13 protein-coding genes are annotated in these 15626 nt (G+C 46.0%); all 13 read left to right on the forward strand.

The genetic code is table 11. The features are described from left to right. Positions 1 to 14: 14 nt before the first annotated feature. A complete protein-coding gene (locus MHB54_RS21200) occupies positions 15 to 1607 on the forward strand; it encodes an ABC transporter substrate-binding protein (RefSeq protein WP_023989678.1) in 1593 nt (530 codons plus the stop codon). Between the two features lie 134 nt (positions 1608 to 1741). Beyond that, the gene (locus tag MHB54_RS21205; protein ID WP_023989677.1) at positions 1742 to 3013 is read left to right on the forward strand and encodes a M20 family metallopeptidase; all 1272 of its coding nucleotides are present in this window, start codon (positions 1742 to 1744) and stop codon (positions 3011 to 3013) included. A 13-nt stretch (positions 3014 to 3026) separates the two neighbouring features. Next, positions 3027 to 3962: a DUF1177 domain-containing protein gene (locus tag MHB54_RS21210; RefSeq protein WP_023989676.1), complete on the forward strand. Its 936-nt coding sequence runs from the start codon at positions 3027 to 3029 to the stop codon at positions 3960 to 3962. Positions 3963 to 4026: 64 nt separating this feature from the next. Next, positions 4027 to 5016 carry an ABC transporter ATP-binding protein gene (locus MHB54_RS21215; protein WP_023989675.1) on the forward strand — a complete coding sequence of 330 codons (990 nt, stop codon included), beginning with the start codon at positions 4027 to 4029 and terminating at the stop codon, positions 5014 to 5016. Next, entirely contained in the window at positions 5000 to 6001 is a 1002-nt protein-coding gene (locus tag MHB54_RS21220) for an ABC transporter ATP-binding protein (RefSeq protein ID WP_023989674.1), read from the forward strand. Before MHB54_RS21215 ends, MHB54_RS21220 begins: the two co-directional genes overlap by 17 nt. A gap of 267 nt (positions 6002 to 6268) precedes the next feature. After that, positions 6269 to 9010: an alpha-L-rhamnosidase gene (locus MHB54_RS21225; protein WP_023989673.1), complete on the forward strand. Its 2742-nt coding sequence runs from the start codon at positions 6269 to 6271 to the stop codon at positions 9008 to 9010. Positions 9011 to 9044: 34 nt separating this feature from the next. Beyond that, on the forward strand, positions 9045 to 10241 hold the full coding sequence (locus MHB54_RS21230) for an MFS transporter (protein ID WP_023989672.1): 1197 nt from the start codon (positions 9045 to 9047) through the stop codon (positions 10239 to 10241). An 84-nt stretch (positions 10242 to 10325) separates the two neighbouring features. Next, entirely contained in the window at positions 10326 to 11324 is a 999-nt protein-coding gene (locus MHB54_RS21235) for an AraC family transcriptional regulator (protein WP_034095071.1), read from the forward strand. 94 nt (positions 11325 to 11418) lie between these two features. After that, positions 11419 to 12426: a phosphotransferase enzyme family protein gene (locus MHB54_RS21240; RefSeq protein WP_023989670.1), complete on the forward strand. Its 1008-nt coding sequence runs from the start codon at positions 11419 to 11421 to the stop codon at positions 12424 to 12426. Between the two features lie 84 nt (positions 12427 to 12510). After that, positions 12511 to 13662 carry an Imm26 family immunity protein gene (locus tag MHB54_RS21245; RefSeq protein WP_340981935.1) on the forward strand — a complete coding sequence of 384 codons (1152 nt, stop codon included), beginning with the start codon at positions 12511 to 12513 and terminating at the stop codon, positions 13660 to 13662. A gap of 35 nt (positions 13663 to 13697) precedes the next feature. Beyond that, positions 13698 to 14216, forward strand: a complete 519-nt coding sequence (locus MHB54_RS21250) for a hypothetical protein (protein WP_340981937.1) — start codon at positions 13698 to 13700, stop codon at positions 14214 to 14216. Positions 14217 to 14252: 36 nt separating this feature from the next. Beyond that, complete coding sequence (locus MHB54_RS21255; RefSeq protein ID WP_340981939.1) at positions 14253 to 14912, forward strand: DUF2625 domain-containing protein; 660 nt, start codon at positions 14253 to 14255, stop codon at positions 14910 to 14912. A gap of 56 nt (positions 14913 to 14968) precedes the next feature. After that, positions 14969 to 15505 (forward strand): SMI1/KNR4 family protein, encoded by a 537-nt coding sequence (locus MHB54_RS21260; protein ID WP_023989666.1) that lies wholly within the window; start codon positions 14969 to 14971, stop codon positions 15503 to 15505. Positions 15506 to 15626: the final 121 nt, after the last annotated feature.

Genomic DNA, 15626 nt, shown 5'->3' on the forward strand with positions numbered 1-15626 from the left:
GGAGAACGTAAGCCATGTTGAAAAAAAGTCTTTCTCTAATTGTCGTCTTGTCTACGTTGCTATGGACGGCAGGCTGTGCGAGCAATGCTAACAGCCCGTCCGCTTCATCTGGAGAGAAAGGCGCAGATGCCCCATCCCCACCAAAGACGATTACACTTGCTTACTCGGAGGGAGGGTCAACCATGGACCCTGCTGAAGCAAGTGATCTTACCTCGGACACCCTTGTGCTTGCGCTCTATGATCAGCTTGTGACCTACGGCAAAAAGTCTACGGATAGCGGTGAAGTGGCAGATACGGAAGCAATTAAGCCCATGCTGGCTGAAAAATGGGATGTGTCCGCTGATAACATGACTTATACGCTCCATCTGCGTAAAGACGTTAAATTCCAAAGCGGCAACCCGCTGACCGCCAATTCTGTGTTGTATTCCTTTGAGCGGCTTAAAAATTCCGATTCCGGTAGCTTCCTGTATGGTATGAGCTCCATTAAAACCGCTACAGCGCCTGATGAGCACACCGTTGTCGTTACATTGTCCCAACCCAATCATATGTTTCTGCAAATCCTGTCATTGTACAACTTCTCTATTGTGGATGATGTGCTTGTCAAAGAAAATGGCGATGGCGACTATTTGAAAACACATGCGGCAGGTTCAGGTCCGTTCAAGCTTGAAAAATGGGACCCTGCGACAGAAGCTGTCTTTAATGCTAATGCCAGCTACTGGCAAGGAGCGCCAAATCTGAGCAAAGTAACGATGAAGTTTACCAAGGAAGCTTCCAACCGTGTACTTCTGCTAGATAAAGGCGATGTGGACATGGCGATTGAAATTCCTGCAAAGGACGTTTCGAAGCTGGAAACCAACGCTGATCTGAAGGTTCAATCCAATGCAAGTAACCGGATTCTGTATTTCGCCATGAATAACAAAGTCAAACCTTTTAATGATCCAAAAGTGCGTCAAGCCATTGCTTATGCTATTCCTTACGACCAATTAATCGACGATGTCATGTACGGTCAAGCAAAGCAAATGAAGAGTTCTGTAGCGAGTAACACGCCTGGCTACACCGATGCGGGCTACAGCTACAAGCACGACTTGGACAAAGCAAAACAGCTGCTTACAGAAGCGGGTTATCCTAATGGGTTTAATTTTGATCTGACACTGGGTTCCGGCTTCCAGGACTGGGCAGATGATGCTGTATTGATTCAAGCTGAACTTGCCAAGATTGGCGTAAAGATGAATGTTGTCAATGTTGCCCGTGCACAGTTCCTTGAACAGCAACGAGAAGGCAACCTGACAGCATACATTTCCAAATGGACTTCCTTCGTCAACGACCCTGGTTACCATCTCGGGTTCCTGATGTACAGCGGCGGTTCTTCGAATTATATGCATTATGCTAATGCAGAAGTGGATAAGCTTTGGGAACAAGCAGGCAAAGAGCAAGATGAAAATAAACGTAAAGAGCTGTATGGCAAAGCACAAGAGCTTATAAATCAAGATTCGCCATGGGCGTACCTGTATGAATACAATCGGGTTGTTGGCATGAGCAAAGACGTCACTGGATATGTTTACTACCCAGATGAGGTTATCCGATTCTATTCATTGAATAAAGAGTAAGTTGTGATCTTACCTTATGCCTTCGGTTTTTACAGCCGAAGGCTATCATTTTACACCTGAAGTATGAAGCTGATCCCGATGGATCGTAAAAAATTTAGTTGGCTAAATGAAAAACGTGAAGGGACTGAATGGAAATGACAGATTGGAAAACGTTGGTTCTTGATGAAATAGATAAACGGCAGGACGAATTGCTTGAGCTATGCTCGCGGTTGATTCAGTTTCCTTCGGAAAATCCTCCAGGTGATTCACGCGAAATTAGTCAGTTCATTATGGACTATCTTAAAGAAGCAGGTATAGAAACAACGGTGCATGAATCCGGGCCGAATATGTGGAATCTCATTTCTGATTATGGCGCTGAAACGGCGGACGGAAAAAAACTGATTTTCTGTGGGCATACAGACGTTGTGCCGGCAGGGGATCGTACTCGTTGGGATTTTGATCCGTTTTGTGGTGAGATACGTGATGGCTACCTCCTGGGTCGCGGTGCTTCGGACATGAAAGCAGGACTGGGCGGATTAATATTTACCGTTGCGCTTTTCTCCAAACTAGGCGTACCACTCGAAGGTGCGTTGTCGTTGCTTGTAGTTCCAGACGAGGAAACCGGGGGACATCTTGGAGTACCTTGGGTGCTGGAAAGAAAGCTGATTGAAGGAACAGCTGCTGTGATCGCAGAGCCTTCAGGCCCACAAAACCCGACCATCGGGCAAAAAGGAAGCTGCTGGTTTGAATTTACCGTTGAAGGCACACCGGGTCATGGCAGTTTGCAGCCGATAGCAGGTGAAAGTGCTATTTTGAAGGCAGCAAAAGGGATTGAAGCGCTGCAACAACTGTGGGACATCAAGCCGGACATCCCGGAAGAAGTCAAAGAGATCATTGAAATTTCCAAGCGTTATGCAAGTGAACGGGAGAACCCAAGCTATGGACAAGCGTTTGATCATGTAACAGTGAACATTGGTACGATCCAGGGAGGCACCAAAGTCAATGTGGTTGCGGACCGTTGCACAGTGCAAGTGGATTCCCGTGTTCCATTTGGCGTAGACCACCGCGATGTACTGGCCAAAGCCAAAGAACTGCTTGCAAGTGTTGGCATTGACGCGGAACCCAAACAATTCGGATTTTATGGTAATGCCAACTGGACCCCTCCAACCGAGCCGATTGTACAGGAGCTTGTGGAATCTATCGCTGAGGTCAGCGGTAAAGAGGCCTATGGCGTACTGCAATGGGCAACCAGCGATGCACGTGCATTCCGCAAATACAATATCCCGGTATTGCAATACGGGCCTGCCGAACTGTCGACCATTCACAATTTTAATGAAAAAGCTCCGGTATGGCAGATCATTCAATCTGCGAAAGTATACGCCTTGACGGCGCTTAAATATCTGAAAACAACACAAAAAGAAGCATAAGGGGATCTGCCGTATGATGAAACAAGTTTTTGAAGTCTATGACCTTTTGGATAGTCCGTTTGCCAGCGGGGCAGAAGTCAAAGCTTATTTGGAACAACTGGGTCAAGCTGAGATTACGGTCTCCACCGTGAAAGGTGAAAAGGGCTCTACGGATTTTATTAAAATTGTCATTGCCGGTAAAACGGGTCGCGTTCAGGGGGGCGATTCTCCAACCTTGGGTGTAGTAGGGCGACTTGGTGGACTTGGAGCACGACCGGAAATGATCGGATTTGTATCCGATGGTGACGGTGCGGCAGCGGCAATTTCGGCGGCGGCTAAACTATTGTGCATGCAGTCCAAAGGAGATGTGCTTGATGGAGACGTGATCATATGTACACATATTTGTCCAGATGCACCCACTCAGCCCCATGATCCGGTTCCATTTATGGATTCACCCGTAGATATTTTGACGATGAACAAATATGAAGTGACACCCGAAATGGAAGCGATCCTATCCATTGATACGACCAAAGGGAATCGGGTCATTAACCATAAAGGTATTGCCATTTCCCCGACGGTACGTCAAGGCTATGTGCTACGAATTAGTGAAGACCTCGTCGATATTGTTCAGACCGTTACTGGCGAACCGTGTGTCACGTTTGCTGTAACTACGCAGGACATCACACCTTATGGTAACGACCTGTATCACATCAACAGCATTTTGCAACCAGCGGTGGCAACTTCCGCTCCAGTGGTTGGTGTAGCCATCACGGCCGCTGCTCCTGTCCCAGGCAGTGCAACGGGGGCCAGCCACGAAAGCGATATTGCGCTGGCGGCTAAATTGGCTGTAGAAACAGCCAAAGCTTATGGACGTGGGCAATGCTCTTTTCATTCGGAAAAGGAGTTTCAACATATTACTAAACTGTACGGTACCATGAAGCATCTGCAAACGATGGGCAAGTCTGAATAAGCTTTATTCCCTAAGTTAAAAAGAACATGAAGGTTCAATGATGGACAAGGAGGAGGAAGAGGGCATGGCACAACTGCTTGAAGTAACCAACCTCCGGACGGAGTTCAAGACTGCGGCTGGCACCATCCGGGCTGTGGACGGCGTCGATCTATCGGTTGGCAAAGGCGAAACACTCGGAATCGTTGGCGAATCCGGGTGCGGCAAGAGCATTACCTCCCTTTCCATTATGCAGCTCCTCCCCAAGGGACTTGGGAAAGTAGCCGCTGGTGAAGTACGGTTTAACGGTGAAAACATGCTGGATTTTTCGGAGCGGAAAATGCGCTCGATTCGTGGTAACGAGATGGCCATGATTTTTCAGGAGCCGATGACTTCGCTAAATCCTGTGTTCAAAATCGGCAAGCAAATTGCGGAGTCTGCCCGATACCACCACGGTGTAAGCAAACACAAAGCGAAAGACATGGCTGTGGACATGCTGACGAAAGTGGGAATTCCACGTCCAGAAAAAGTAGCCGCTTCTTATCCGCATGAACTCTCGGGCGGGATGCGCCAACGGGTGATGATTGCGATGGCGATGGTGTGCAATCCGAAGCTGCTGATCGCCGATGAACCGACAACGGCACTAGATGTAACCATTCAAGCACAGATTCTTGACTTGATGCGTGAGCTGCAGAAGTCCGAAGGAACTTCCATTCTGATGATTACTCATGACCTTGGTGTCGTTGCTGAAATGTGCGATCGGGTCGTGATTATGTACGCCGGACAAGTGGTAGAAGAAACCGATGTAAAAACGCTTTTTAAAGAGCCCAAGCATCCGTATACACAAAGTTTGCTAGCTTCACTGCCACAATTAAACAGTGATCAGGAGCGTCTGGCTTCCATTCCGGGCCAGGTTCCCAACCCACTTGATATGCCACATGGCTGCCGCTTTGCACCACGTTGTCAGTTTGCCAAGGAAATTTGCCGTGCAGAGGCCCCGGAGCTTACAGAAGTGGAACCCGGACACAAAAGCCGCTGCTTGCTACAGCAGGAGGGATATCATGAGTACACTGCTTGAAATACGTAATTTGAAAAAACACTATCCGATCAAAAAAGGACTTTTTTCCAAACAAGTGGGAGCAGTCAAAGCGGTGGATGGTATTAACCTGACTGTACAGCAGGGTGAAACCCTGGCAATCGTGGGAGAATCCGGCTGCGGCAAATCCACAACTGGACGGGCAATTCTCAGATTGATCGAACCGACGGATGGAGAGATTCTGTTTAACGGCACGGATATACGTAAGCTAAACACAGAGCAGCTGCGCAAATTCAGAACGGATATGCAGATGGTGTTTCAAGATCCGTTTGCTTCGCTTGATCCCAGATGGACGGTACAGCAGGTGCTGGAAGAACCGCTCATCACGCATGAAAAGCTAAGCAAAACGCAGCTCAAAGAGCGGGTGGAAGAGCTGCTCGAAGTGGTCGGATTGTCTCCTTATCACGCACATCGTTATCCGCACGAGTTCTCGGGTGGTCAACGCCAGCGGATCGGGATCGCACGTGCACTGGCGCTTCATCCCAAATTTATCGTGTGTGACGAGCCAGTCTCGGCCCTCGATGTGTCGATTCAGGCGCAAGTGCTCAATCTGATGAAGGACCTGCAAAAACAATATGACCTGACGTATATGTTCATTTCTCATGATCTGTCGGTCGTCAAATTTATCAGCGACCGCGTGGGTGTGATGTACCTGGGCAAGCTGGTCGAACTCGCACCGACCCAAGAAGTGTTCAGAGAGCCGCTGCATCCGTATACAAAGGCGCTAATGTCTGCGGTACCTGTAGCTGATCCGGAAGCGGAGCGTGATCGGATTGTACTTAAAGGGGATGTGCCCAGTCCAGAAAATCCGCCAAGTGGTTGTGCGTTTCATAATCGCTGCCCGGCAGCCATGGAGATATGCAGCAAAGTACAGCCCATCTTTGCCGAAGCTGCACCAGGGCGACAGGTAGCCTGTCACTTGTATCCAGCTTCCACGCCGGAACAAGCGATAGCCGGACGAGCATAAGCCAACTGAAAAAGAATAGATAGACCTTCTAGCAAGAATCAAGCCTGAATCCTTCTCAAACGGATTCAGGCTTTTTTAAGTGTAGCTGCTCTGCAAACGCACATATTTTTCTAATAAATCCATTTTAAGATTCAATATAAGGGGTGGAATTTCAACACCTGTAAATCAAGCATATAACATGCAGGGATACAACATTGCGCACAATCAATGGAAGCGTTTTAATTTGAATATAGAAATACAAAAGAAGACCTCAGGGAGGACATAAGAATGCTAAAAGTGAAAGCGCTTAGATGCGAGCATTTAAATAATCCGATTGGATTGGGTTGTCTAAAACCGCGGTTAAGTTGGCAGATCGAATCTGAAAAAATGTATGTTTCTCAAAAACGTTTCCAATTGCAAGTATCCGTTCATCCCACTTTTGAACCGCTGATTTGGAATCATTTTACCTATTCGGATCAATCCATTTTGTTTCCCTATGAAGGCCCCCCGCTGGAATCAGGACAAAGATATTATTATCGGGTAAAAGTATGGGCTCAGGGAGCAGGTGACACAGAACCGGAAGAATCGGAATGGAGTGAGTCCGGCTTTTGGGAGATGGGGCTGCTCCATGAGCAGGACTGGAAAGCACAATGGATCACAGTGAAGGAGCGGAGCATCCATGAACAGTTTCAGACAAGAGCTCCTTTTGCCGCTTCCAAATATTTTTCGGTTGAGGGAAAAGTGAAAAAAGCAGTCATTTATGCTACAAGTCTTGGGCTGTATGAACTGGAGTTCAATGGACAAAGGGTGGGCGATGCCTACTTTACCCCGGGATGGACGGATTATAACGATCGTGTCCAGGTGCAAGCATATGACGTGACTTCTACCATTCGAGAACAACATAATCGAATCACAGCCACGGTGGGAGAAGGCTGGTACAGCGGTTATTTGGGCTGGCAAAAGCGCAAGGACACCTACGGGAACACGAATGCATTGTTATTTCAAATGAAGATTAGTTATGAAGATGGCCGCTCTGAAGTCATTTGCTCTGATTCTTCCTGGGAGGAAACGAGCTGTGCCATTTTAATGTCGGATATTTATAACGGCGAAATCTATGATGCCCGACTTGAGCAGCAGGCAGCCGAACATAGCTCCTTAACCGAACGGAAAATGATGCAGGTCGTCTCATTCCCGTTAAGTCATCTGATTGCTCAGGAGAACGAGCCTGTCCGTGTGATGAGCCGATTGAAGCCTGTTGAACTCATTCGAACTCCTAAAGGTGAGCTGGTGCTTAACTTGGGTCAAAATATGGTAGGCTGGCTGGAATTTCAAGTTGAAGCCCCCGAAGGTACGGTTCTGAATCTGGTTCATGGTGAAGTGCTGGATCAGCAAGGGAACTTTTACAGAGATAATATTCGGGATGCAGCGCAGCAGATTACGTACATTTGCAGCGGGAAGGGGACGGAGATATTTAGGCCGCATTTCACTTTTCAAGGCTTTCAATATGTGAAGCTTGAGGGCTTTCCTGATAGCGTTACGATTGAAGATTTTACGGGCGTTGTTCTGCATTCGGACATGGAGACGATCGGGGTGTTTGAGACATCTGATCCAAAGCTGAATCAACTTCAACACAATATTGTGTGGGGGCAAAAGGGGAACTTCCTGGATGTGCCAACCGATTGTCCGCAGCGTGATGAGCGATTAGGCTGGACCGGCGATGCACAGATTTTTGCTAGAACTGCCAGCTTCAATATGAATGCGGCTTCCTTCTTCCGAAAGTGGCTTAGGGATTTGGCTTACAACCAGCTGGAAAATGGGGCAGTGCCTTTTGTAGTGCCGGATGTCCTCAAAGGAACCTTTGCCGATAATATGGACAAAACGACGGCAGCATGGGGAGACGCGGCGGTTATATGTCCGTGGACCCTATATCAATGCTATGGGGATAAGCAAATCTTAGTGCAGCAGTATGACAGTATGAAAGCATGGGTGGATTATATTCGCGCCCAGGGGGACGAAGAATGTCTTTGGGATACCGGTTTGCAACTGGGAGACTGGCTGGCGCTGGATAGCGAGGAAGGAAGCTATTTTGGGGCGACGGACGGAACGCTGGTGGCTACTGCTTATTTTGCGTATTCGACTCATATATTGGCACAGACGGCCAAACTGCTGAATCGCTATACCGATTACAACACATATAAAAACTTACATGAGGGGATTAAAACGGCTTTTGCGAACCGCTACTTCGATGACGCGGGCAAATTAACCTCCAATACCCAGACTGCACAGGTTGTGGCTTTGCACTTCGGATTGGTGCCAGAAAAGTATAAAACGCAAGTGATTCAGGAGCTCGTACGGCTCATCGAAAAAAATGATATGCATCTGGATACCGGCTTTGTGGGCACCCCCTATCTATGTCTGGTTTTATCCGACCATGGCTATACGGATGTCGCTTATAACATTTTATTTCAAAATGATTATCCTTCATGGCTCTATCAGGTTGAACGGGGAGCAACGACCATGTGGGAGCATTGGGATAGCATTAAAGTGGACGGCTCATTCTGGAGCACCGATATGAACTCGTTCAATCACTATTCGTACGGTTCAGTAGGAGACTTTATGTACCAAAATATTGCCGGAATCGATGTGCTTGAAGCGGGCTATAAAAAATCACGTTTAGCTCCTAAACCGCCTGCCAATCTTACTTCGGCCCATGGCAAGCTGGAGACGCCATATGGCACGCTTGAAGTCCAATGGGAAATCGTGAATAAAGAAATGAAGATGACGGTTCACGTACCACATAATACGACGGCTGAGATTACACTTCCGGGCGTTATGGAGCCGGATGCACTACAGCAGACCATTGCTATGCAATATCCGTCGATTCAGTATCCGCCTGGTGATGTGCCACAGGAGCTGGCCGGGAAATTAGGTTCTACAGGGGAACAGGCGATTTTCCAAAGGAGCGGAGATCATGAAATGACGTTTACGGTCGGTTCTGGACAGTATACGTTCCAGTACAGATGCAACTAGAGGCTAAATAACATAGACTAGAGGTGAGAGCTTAATGAATATAAAGAACAAAGTTTTGTTTAAAACGGCGTTGCTATCCATTTCCTTAGTCCTGACGTCAGCGAGTGCCATTTCGGCTGTCATACCAATGATGCTGAACCAATTATCAGGCGTCTCCAGTTCGCTGATTGAAAGCGTAGTCACGATTCCATCCTTCTCGATGATGCTGTTTGTGCTATTGAGTGGCCCGATTTCTTCTCGATTGGGTAAAAAAAATACAGTCCTGCTAGGGCTTTTGCTCGTAGTCATCGGCGGAATACTTCCCATGTTCACGACGAATATTACATGGATTCTTGCGCTGCGTTTGGTACTAGGTGCAGGTCTCGGGATGTTCAATTCACTGGCCGTCAGTTTAATTAGTGATTTTTTTGAAGGGGATGAACGTGCTCAATTAGTAGGCTTTCAAAGCGCCGTTCAAGGACTCGGAAGCAGCTTGGCTACCTTTGTGGCAGGGCAGCTCGCCCTAATTGACTGGCAGTTCGCTTTTTTATGCTATGGAATCACCATTCCTATTGCGCTATTATTCTTTCTGATCATTCCCGAACCAGAGCGCGGGGAGCCTACAGTAGAGAACTCGACAGAAAAGGGTCACAAGAGCGGGGGAATATCCATACCTGTACTTGGATTAGGGGCTGCACTTTTTCTGTTTATGACTTTTATCATGATTGTATATACCAAAACAGGCATTATGATTGCTGAAAAGAGCATGCCCAATGCTGGTTTTTTAGGAACTGCGTTAACGCTGTTTTCCTTGTCCACCATGATTGCGGGCTTCCTGTTTGGTAGAATCTATAAATGGTTTAGAAATTACGCTCCCTTTATCTCCAGTCTATTAACAGCAACTGGTTTTGTACTACTATGGTTTGCTCAGAATGTTACCATGGTTACCGTTGCCATGCTGATCATTGGCTTTAGTTTTGCGCTGTTTATTCCTTATATTTTTACCATACTAACTAAAATCGTACCTAAAGGCAGTGAGACTTTATCCATTTCCATTGCGATGGTAGGGTCCAATTTGGGAGCGTTTGCTTCGCCTTATGTGATCAAGTTAGTTGGCGTGTTGTCTGGAAATGAAACGGCTTCATTTTCCTTCCTTGTTTCTGCGATTGTATTTACGATTGCGGCACTCCTTTGTCTGGGAATCGCTATTAGAGGAAAGGGAAGCAAAACTCAAGCGGCAGTCCACAGTTAATGGGATGTATCCGATATAGTAATTTTTTCAACGGGCGGAGAACCGCCCGTTTTCCATCATATAGTGAAGGAGGAGTCAGTGTTTATGAACCTTCATGAGTTGGATCAGTTGCTGAGAAACAAAACGGAAATTGAACTTTTACAACAGCAAAACAATCAGGTGATTAATGATCTCTCCAAAGAATCGGAGAATGAGCGTTTTTTTGATATAAATCAGAATATATACCGTATGCCCGCTTTATTTTTCTTTGGAGAACATGATATTTATATTAGCAAGCACAATAGATTTGCTCCGATGCTGGAGCACATGCATGAATTTATCGAATTAAACTATGTTTACTCAGGTAAGTGCAATCAAATCATAGCAGGCAAAGAAATTCAGCTTTGTGAAGGCCAAGTATGTGTCCTGGATAAGGATGTGCCGCACAGCATCGCTCCTTTGGGAGAAGACGATATACTGATTAATATCTTGCTACAAAGAGAAACAATTTCATCCCTATTTCTGCAGCGGCTATCTAAGAAAAAAAGCCTGATTGGCGAATTTCTAGCCAACTCTGTCCTCCAGCATCAGCACCATAATCACTTTATTATTTTTGAGTCGCAGCATAATGAGAACCTTCAATATATATTGCGTAGAATCTTAATCGAATATTATTCCAGGCAAGAGGATTCGATGGAATTGGTGAAGGCTTATTTGCAAATTGTATTTGGAGAATTGGTCCGTGTATTGGAAAGCGAGCATAATATTCACTTAAACCAGCAGGAAAATAATATTACCTCTATTCTGAATTACATGGAAGAGCACTATCAGCATTTAAGCCTACAGCAATTATCTAACCATTTTAATTACAATAGCACGTATTTAAGTAATAAGTTAAAAAAAGTAACCGGTCTTACTTACACTCAGCTTATTGCCAACATTAAACTCAATGCAGCCTATTCTTTGGTAGTGAATACCAATCTGCCGTTCGAAATGATATTTAAACAGGTGGGATATAACAGCATGAGTTTTTTCTATAAAAAGTTTAAAACAGCATATGGTGCCACCCCGCAAAATATCCGAAACAAACAGTTGAGGAAATGAAGGATATACAAGGACGTCCAATTCTAATGGGCGTCTATATTTGTTATAATATCTGCAAATTCATAAGCTGGTGTTTATAAGGGAGGGTACATCCTTGGAGGCAATACTAAGACGTCACTGGCCAGAGTGGAACGGAACGCTGCAGAAACAAACCGGGGGTTGGAATAATACGACGTATTTTGTTAAGAGTGGTGGGCGAAACGGAGTGCTGCGCGTCTACGATACACACAAGGATCGGGACAAAATTGAATTTGAGCATGCAGTTTTGCAGGAGCTGAGTAAGCATTCACTATCGTTCAGGACACCCACGCCTATTCCGACGGTCAGGGGAGAGACGCTCGCTCAGCTGGAGAAGGAAAGCGGTAAATATGTATGTCTGTTCGAATACATAGAAGGCATATCACCCCTGGAGCAGGATTCAAGCTTTGCCTATTCTTTGGGCGAGACTACGGGGGAATTATCGGCTGTGCTTGCGACAGTTAATCTTGATATGACTCCAGTCTATCGACCGTATTATGCTTTGCAGCAATCCTATCCGTTGTGTAACCGGGAAACGGTTCAGGGCTTTTGTTTACATCCGCCTGAGCCTCTAAAGGATTTGCATGAAGAACTGCGATTAATAGGGGAAGCTTATGAAGAGATTACAGATTCGCTTCATGCATTGGAAGAGTTGCCGCATCAGCTTGTACATGGAGACTTGAACGCTTCCAATTTGTTAGTAAAGGATTCTGATCATAGTCTAGTAACCGCACTGCTTGATTTCGAATTTTGTACGCTAGACGTTCGGGTCATGGAGCCGGCGGTCATCTTATCAGGATTTTTGGGACAACCAGAGGAGACGACAGCAGTTCGGGATTTTTGCCGGGGCTTCAGCCGCCAGGTTCATTTAAGCCACACCGAGATTGATGCTGTGCCTATATTGATGCTGCTTAGGAAGGTAGACGTATTTCTTCATTTTTTGAGTCGCTTTCTGGAAGGAACGGATCAGTCACACGTATTGCAAGAGCAGGTCAAACAGATCTCTGCCGACTTGCGCCAGCTTTCCACCAGCAGTAGCTGGATTCAGGAAGAGTTGGTCCAAGCTGGAACAGTGTATGAATAAACGAGCTAAATGCCGCGTTATGTTATAATCTTTGGGAAAATTGAACCCGGGTGCATTGAGATGTACTTGGAACTGGAGGAACAGATGAATAGTTGGCTAACGAACGCGTTACGACCGTACTTCGGGCTGGAGGTGCTGGAAGAGCATTGGGATGTGATAGAAATTAAAGAAGGATACTATATTTGTGTGGATGGAGACGTAATTCGCAAGCGAATTTCTTCCACTGAGGATACTTATGGAGAAACCGATGTAGAGATTTTTACTCGTGATCGGGCATTTGTTTTGCCTAAAACGGCTCGTGGCAAAGAGAAAAAGCTGAATTACACAAGTGTTTCGAGTATCAAGGCAGAAGGCGTGACCTTTTCAGCAGGCATTCGAAGGGATCGTCCTCTTAGTTATGTTACTGCTGTGAATAGCAAAACGGGTGTGAAACTCCCTATTACGGGATGTGAGCATTTACATAGTAAAGAAGAGATCATCGATTGGCTTCAGCAATATCCGTCACTTGTGCCCAAGGATTACGATCGCAGGTTGCACCGGTTGAAGCATATGAAAAACCAGCGTTATAAAACGGTCCCAGGAGACATCTTCCGCGTGGAAATAGACCTTTTCACAGATGGATATGTGCTGGTCGTTGGAGATTTGCGCCAAATGCAAAAGGATCAGTTGTTTGCAGAGGAGAGCATTTGGAACAGTGTCATGACCATGCCTTTATTCGTACGTCCATATTTGTTTACGAGTCGTGACCGTTCAACAGCTTTGGAATCTATCACATCCGCCCCATTATCCGAAACGACCTGGATTGTTATGGATGATTCCTTTATGCGGGGTGCCTATGAGCGGGTTGGACATAAGCTGTTAGTGGAAGAGGATATTGTGTTCCCCATCGGCTATGGCTGTAGTACGGATAGTAGAAAAGAAAAAACATATAGTCTGTCCTGGGGAACGGGCACGGTTTCCAAACCGGAAGGGGAGACCGTGTTCAAGTCCTCGCGAAAATTTTCAAATAACGGTGCTTATTCAGGTATCGTTGCCGACTGTTTTGGCTCCTGGGAAGAGCGGGAGTGGCACAAAACGCTGGATAATCCGTTACATCAGGATGAGCGTCGAAAAGCACTGGCCGAATTCGGATTCCCGGAAGACATTACGTATGATGAGTTCAACCGTCAAACGGGAGGACTGACGCGTTCGGAGTATCTCGCATATTTGGCAAGAACCTATGGCGGGAAAAAGTGATACAAACGAATTGAATTTTTTAATAGGAGGGGCCTATGAAATATCTTAAAGATTGTCCGGAACCAGGCATGGGAACCTGGTATTTTGAAATAGATTCGGATGGCGTAGCCTATCGGCAAATTGTTATCCAGGATGACGGCACGTATATCGCCTCTAATCGCAAGCACGAGCAGTATCATTTCTTATTAGCTGAGAAAGCGATTGAATATACAGAGCCCTATTATACGCAAATTACAAAAAAAGAGTTTGAAGAAGTCTGGTCCAATTATCTTCGCACCTTCAACCAGGAATGGCATCAAATCAAAAATGCACTGCCCGTTGGAACTAAGGTAAAGGGTTATATTGAAGTATTTTTCCCACACGGTACGCTTATTCATATTTTCCAGCATCATGCGGTCGGATTGTCAGACACTCGTACATATGAGGAAAAGACACCATCCGAGTGGATGTATCCGAAGCATGAGGTCACGGCAATTGTAAAAGGATACGACGAAGTGAATCAGTGGGTGATTTTAGATCAAACGCAGGTTTTCAAAAATCAGTTTGTAGGTTGAAAGTGAATTTTGGGATATGCGGGAAGGGGAATGAACATGCATACTTTAACGGTTGATGAACTGGTGGATAAGGATAACCATGCATGGGAAGAGGTCAGAAATATTCTGAAAGAAGGCCGGAATTCACATCACATTGTATCGGCCGAATCGGAATCCACTCCAGGGGACACGCTGTACCGTTTGCAGGTGAGTACGAAATCGTATTTGGGAACAGTTGCCTATGAGACAGGAGGAATCGTGTTTGATTACGGTTGGATCACCTTGCTGGGTGCGGGTGGCTCTGGAATTTTCGGTAGCTTGACCTCATGGAACGGGCTTCAAGAACCGGAAAGTGTTCCTGCGCTTGAGGGGATGCTGATTGTTGCCTATGATGCAGCAGGTGGATTTTTTGGATTGGATATAGGGAAATTCGGACGTAGCGGTCATATCTACTATTTTGCACCAGATGCATTGGAATGGGAATCCACTGAGCTGGCCTATTCCGGTTTCTTGAGCTGGTTGGCTGAGGGAGATTTGGGCTTGTTCTACCAGACATTCCGCTGGAACGGTTGGCAGAAGGATATGGAGCAACTTCAGCCGGGAGAGGTATTTGCATATTATCCGCCGCTATGGACCCAAGAAGGTGGAGGGGAGACCAGCAGCAAGTCGCCTATAGACATTACAAAAGCATGGCAGGCGGTAGTGGATAAGGAATAGCTTGCTCGGTAGAAATAACAACTCTTAGAGGCATCAAGGCATGGAGGTTGGCACATATGTGGAGTATTCAATTTGAACAACCGTTTGTAATAAGTCAGGAAGCAACTGATGAACAAATCGCGAATTTTTTGAAAACATGGAACATAAAGCTATCCGAGCAAGAGATTCACGAAATCAAGCAAAGACAAGTGAACCCTTTTCCAAAGTCGTCTCCTTTCTATGATCAATATAAACCTTTAGATCCTGTTGGCTGGCATCTGCCCCAAGGACAATTTCCTGACAGCTATATGGAGTTTTTGAAATATTCTAATGGTGGGGAGTTTCAAAATGGAGAACGTTATTTTCAGTTTTTCAATACCGAAGATTTGAGAGAAATGAACCTCGCCTACGAGTTGCCGGAATATATGCCGGGTGCTGTGTCGTTTGCGATGGATGGGTGCGGAAACCACTATATGTTTGATATGAGAGAGGAAAAAAGAAACAATGAGTATCCCGTTCTTTTTGCTCATTCTGGTAGTCTGGGATATGACGAATGTGAACAGGTTGCCCATTCATTTATAGAGCTGTGTACGGAAAAATGGGCATTGTATTGATACCTGCATGATTCTGCCCAATATATAGCCAATAGTGAGAAGTCTACAAACAGTCCCATTGAAGGAACTCTTCATTGGGACTGTTTGTAGCGGATATGCGATACACAATCAGGACCATGGG

Source organism: Paenibacillus sp. FSL M7-0802 (assembly GCF_038004945.1).
GTDB classification, from domain to species: domain Bacteria; phylum Bacillota; class Bacilli; order Paenibacillales; family Paenibacillaceae; genus Paenibacillus; species Paenibacillus polymyxa_B.

Excerpts from the sequence above, each read along its gene's own strand:
- MHB54_RS21250 (WP_340981937.1), top strand. The coding sequence starts at position 13,698 with ATGAAATATCTTAAAGATTGTCCGGAACCAGGCATGGGAACCTGGTAT.
- MHB54_RS21230 (WP_023989672.1), top strand. The coding sequence starts at position 9,045 with ATGAATATAAAGAACAAAGTTTTGTTTAAAACGGCGTTGCTATCCATT.
- MHB54_RS21260 (WP_023989666.1), top strand. The coding sequence starts at position 14,969 with ATGTGGAGTATTCAATTTGAACAACCGTTTGTAATAAGTCAGGAAGCA.
- MHB54_RS21225 (WP_023989673.1), top strand. The coding sequence starts at position 6,269 with ATGCTAAAAGTGAAAGCGCTTAGATGCGAGCATTTAAATAATCCGATT.
- MHB54_RS21245 (WP_340981935.1), top strand. The coding sequence starts at position 12,511 with ATGAATAGTTGGCTAACGAACGCGTTACGACCGTACTTCGGGCTGGAG.
- MHB54_RS21205 (WP_023989677.1), top strand. The coding sequence starts at position 1,742 with ATGACAGATTGGAAAACGTTGGTTCTTGATGAAATAGATAAACGGCAG.
- MHB54_RS21215 (WP_023989675.1), top strand. The coding sequence starts at position 4,027 with ATGGCACAACTGCTTGAAGTAACCAACCTCCGGACGGAGTTCAAGACT.
- MHB54_RS21200 (WP_023989678.1), top strand. The coding sequence starts at position 15 with ATGTTGAAAAAAAGTCTTTCTCTAATTGTCGTCTTGTCTACGTTGCTA.
- MHB54_RS21210 (WP_023989676.1), top strand. The coding sequence starts at position 3,027 with ATGATGAAACAAGTTTTTGAAGTCTATGACCTTTTGGATAGTCCGTTT.
- MHB54_RS21235 (WP_034095071.1), top strand. The coding sequence starts at position 10,326 with ATGAACCTTCATGAGTTGGATCAGTTGCTGAGAAACAAAACGGAAATT.
- MHB54_RS21220 (WP_023989674.1), top strand. The coding sequence starts at position 5,000 with ATGAGTACACTGCTTGAAATACGTAATTTGAAAAAACACTATCCGATC.
- MHB54_RS21255 (WP_340981939.1), top strand. The coding sequence starts at position 14,253 with ATGCATACTTTAACGGTTGATGAACTGGTGGATAAGGATAACCATGCA.